The organism is Micrococcus sp. Mcc89 (genome assembly GCF_024519795.1).
GTDB classification, from domain to species: Bacteria; Actinomycetota; Actinomycetes; order Actinomycetales; family Micrococcaceae; genus Micrococcus; species Micrococcus luteus.
On record NZ_JALJRI010000094.1, the window covers coordinates 1 to 3,404 of the forward strand.

Annotated in this window: 3 protein-coding genes and 2 pseudogenes; 2 read left to right on the forward strand and 3 right to left on the reverse strand. The window is 69.9% G+C overall.

The window, feature by feature from the left end:
- Positions 1–54: 54 nt before the first annotated feature.
- A pseudogene (gene merA / locus NR072_RS09045) lies at positions 55–1,344 on the forward strand (mercury(II) reductase); the annotation flags it as partial.
- A gap of 271 nt (positions 1,345–1,615) precedes the next feature.
- Here the strand turns inward: merA and NR072_RS09050 are convergent.
- The 3 genes from NR072_RS09050 to NR072_RS09060 form a co-directional block, all read right to left on the reverse strand.
- Entirely contained in the window at positions 1,616–1,756 is a 141-nt protein-coding gene (locus NR072_RS09050) for a hypothetical protein (protein ID WP_002854087.1), read from the reverse strand.
- A 64-nt stretch (positions 1,757–1,820) separates the two neighbouring features.
- Positions 1,821–2,732 (reverse strand): cation diffusion facilitator family transporter, encoded by a 912-nt coding sequence (locus NR072_RS09055; RefSeq protein WP_002854089.1) that lies wholly within the window; start codon positions 2,730–2,732, stop codon positions 1,821–1,823.
- Positions 2,732–3,106, reverse strand: coding sequence for a helix-turn-helix transcriptional regulator (locus NR072_RS09060; protein ID WP_036334148.1), 375 nt, complete (start codon positions 3,104–3,106; stop codon positions 2,732–2,734). The genes NR072_RS09055 and NR072_RS09060 overlap by 1 nt, the downstream gene beginning before the upstream one ends.
- Positions 3,107–3,184: 78 nt before the next feature.
- On the opposite strand from NR072_RS09060, the pseudogene NR072_RS09065 reads away from it, so the two are divergent.
- Positions 3,185–3,319, forward strand: a pseudogene (locus NR072_RS09065) (ArsR family transcriptional regulator); the annotation flags it as partial.
- Between the last annotated feature and the right edge of the window lie 85 nt (positions 3,320–3,404).

Consider the following 3,404-nt stretch of genomic DNA (forward strand, 5'->3'; position numbering starts at 1 on the left):
CGGATCAACCCCTACCTGTGACCACCCCGCTTACACAGACAAGTTGACACGCCCCCCTCCAAGGCCTTGCTCGCGACCGCCGAGGCCCGCCACGTCACACTCGACGCCTCCCGGTTCCCCGGCCTGCCGCTCCCCGAAGTCCGGCCGGTCGACATGCCCGCCTTGATCGCCGGCAAGGATCGGCTCGTCGGGTCACTGCGTGGCGAGAAGTACCTGGACCTGGCCACCGAGTACGGATGGGATCTCCACCCCGGGGACGCCACGTTCGTCGGCACACCCAGCGAGCCGGCACTGCGCGTCACCGGCCCTGACGGCACGGTGGAGACGGTCCGGGCCGCGCACTACCTCATCGCCACCGGCTCCAGGCCCTGGGCGCCGCCGGTCCCCGGCCTGCAGGAGGCCGGTTACCTGACCTCGACCACCGCGATGGAACTGGACCACGTCCCGGAGTCGCTGCTGGTCATCGGCGGCGGCTACGTCGCGATGGAGCAGGCCCAGCTCTTCGCTCGGCTCGGCGTCCGGGTCACCATGCTGGTCCGCTCACGGCTGGCGTCCCAGGAAGAACCCGAGGCGTCCACCGCCCTGGATGAGATCTTCACGGACGAAGGCATCCAGATCATCCGCGGCGCGGTGCCCAGCGCGGTCCGCCGCGACCCGGCCACCGGCGAGGTCACGGTCACTGCCACCACCACTGACGGCTCACAGGAACTCCGGGCGGCCGAGGTACTCGTCGCCACCGGGCGCCGCCCGGTCACCGCCACGCTCGGTCTCGACACCGTCGACGTGCGCACCGGCGACCACGGCGAGGTGGTTGTCGACAGCCATCTGCGCAGCACCAACCCGCGCGTCTGGGCTGCCGGTGACGTCACCGCCCACCGTCAGTTCGTGTACGTCGCCGCGGCCCACGGCGCCCTCGTCGCCGACAACGCCCTCACCGGCGCCGGCCTCGAGGTCGACTACCGCCACCTGCCCCGGGTCGTGTTCACCAGCCCCGCCCTGGCCGCCGTCGGGATGACCGAACGGCAGGCCTGCGCTGCCGGGATCCGCTACGACAGCCGTGTCCTGTCACTCGCGCACGTCCCACGCGCGATCGTCAACCGCGACACCCGCGGGTTCATCAAGATGGTCACCGACGCCGACACCGGCCGCATCATCGGCATTACCGCCCTGGCCCAGGACGCCGGCGACCTCGCCGCCGCCGGGGTCTACATGCTCGAGGCCGGCATGACCACCAGCCAGGTCGCCAACCTCTGGAGCCCCTACCTGACCATGGCCGAAGGCCTCAAGCTCACCGCGCAGGCCTTCACCACCGACATCGCCAAGCTCTCCTGCTGCGCGGCGTGAACCTGCCCCGCACACAGGGACACCGATAGGGGACCGCCTCGCCCCGGGGCGCGAGACAAGAAAATGGGCGCCGATCAGCCCTACTTACTGGCACCCCTGCGTATCGGACCTGCAACCACCGGGGAGTTCAGTCGATGCAAGAACTCCCGTCCCAGGCCTATATCTGGACGTCTTCACGACCTCTACGTGCTCGACCCGACGAGGACAGCACTGGACGACGCGATGACCGCCTTGCGGCGCCGCCATGAGGCCGCGGTCCGTTTGGGCCGCGTCACCGTACCACCATGACCACGATCGTCACCACGTAAGCCGCGGCGACCAGACCGATCCCCAGCAGGGTGAGCACCACCCCGCGCCGGGCCGGCCGCTGGCCCTCGTCCGGCCCGGGGCCCTTGCCGTGCTTCGCGGTCATCGCGCGCTCCTAAGACGTTGCTCAAGCATGTGCGGCTCTCGCGAGCGGGCTTCCGTGCCGAGTGCTACCAGCTCAGGTCGTGACAGCCGTCGCTGCCGGCGCCCTCCACCTGCAAGGTGGCATGGGCGATACCGTAACGGTCGCGCAGCACCCGGCGCGCGCCGGCAAGCACGGCGCCGTGGTCCGCGCCCTGGTCAGCGACCAGGTGGGCCGTGGCCACGTTCATCCCCGACGTCAGGGTCCACAGGTGCAGGTCGTGGACCTCCTCCACCCCCTCGACCGCGTCCAGGTCACCGGCGACGTCCTCCGGGTCCACCCCTTCCGGGGCGTGCTGGCCCAGCACCGCGATCACCTGCCTGCCCAGAACCACCGCCCGGATGATGACGAAGACCGCGATGAGCGCCGCGACCACGACGTCCCAGATCGGCTGGCCGGTGAGGATGATCAGCACGCCGGCGACCATGACACCCACCGACCCGGCGGCGTCGGCGATCACCTCGTAGTAGGCGCCCTTGACGTTCAGGCTGTCCTTGGCCCCGCTGCGCAGCAGCAGCATGGAGATGATGTTGATCACCAGGCCGGCGAAGCCGACCGCGAGCATGGCGCCGGAGGCCACCTCCGGCGCGTCACCCAGCCGGCTGATGGCCTCGACCACCACGTACACCCCGACCGCGAGCATCGCCAGCACCGCCAACGCCGAGGCGAACACCTCGGCCCGGTAGGAGCCATAGGTGCGTCGCCCCGTGGAGTCCGGCCGGCTCGCGATGCGCGTCGCCAGCAGCGCCGCACCCAGCACCACCACATCGGCAGCCATGTGCCCGGCATCCGACAGCAGCGCCAACGACCCCGACACCAGCCCCGCGACCAGCTCGATCAGGAAGAAGCCCGCCGTCAGGGCGAACGCCCCCGCCAGCCGCCGACGGTAGCGGCCACCGGCATGCCCGGTCGCCGGGGCATGGCTGTGTCCCGCCCCCATCAGCCCTGCCCCTCGTGGCGGGCGTGCTCACGGGAGACGTCCAGCAGCATCCGCACATGCCCGTCAGCGAGGCGGTAGTACACCATCCGCCCCTCCCGGCGGTTCTCGACCACCCCAGCGGTACGCAGCACCCGCAGCACCTGGGACACCGACGCCTCCGCGACATCGACCGACGCCGCCAGGTCACACACGCACAGCTCGCCGGCCTCCAGCAACGCATACAGCACCCGGGCACGGCGCGGGTCCCCCAGGAGCTTGAACAGCCCGGCCAACCTGCCGGCCTCGCGCTCGTCGGGGATCCTCTCCCGGGTCAGCGCCACCTTCTCCGGATGGACGGCGGTGACCTGACACGAATCCAACGGCGTCACACTCATGCCACGACCATACACCTATGCAGATATCAGCAGCGGGAGCCACACATGAGAGGTCAGCAGGTTCTGTATGGTCAGCGCATGCTGACTATTGCTTCGCGGCTGGACGTGATGAACCGGCTGGGCCGGGCGATGGCCGACCCGACCCGCTCCCGCATCCTCATGACACTCCTCGAGGGCCCGAGCTACCCGGCGGTACTCGCCCGCGACCTAGGGCATGTCTGACAATCGTTTTGACCATGCGAGCACAGCATTCAGCACCACAGCGGACCGGTAGACGATCGCGTACTTGTCATACCGG

What these genes read in the sequence shown, in the direction of transcription:
- NR072_RS09050 (WP_002854087.1), bottom strand. Translation starts at nt 1,756, where the DNA reads ATGACCGCGAAGCACGGCAAGGGCCCCGGGCCGGACGAGGGCCAGCGG.
- NR072_RS09060 (WP_036334148.1), bottom strand. Translation starts at nt 3,106, where the DNA reads ATGAGTGTGACGCCGTTGGATTCGTGTCAGGTCACCGCCGTCCATCCG.
- NR072_RS09055 (WP_002854089.1), bottom strand. Translation starts at nt 2,732, where the DNA reads ATGGGGGCGGGACACAGCCATGCCCCGGCGACCGGGCATGCCGGTGGC.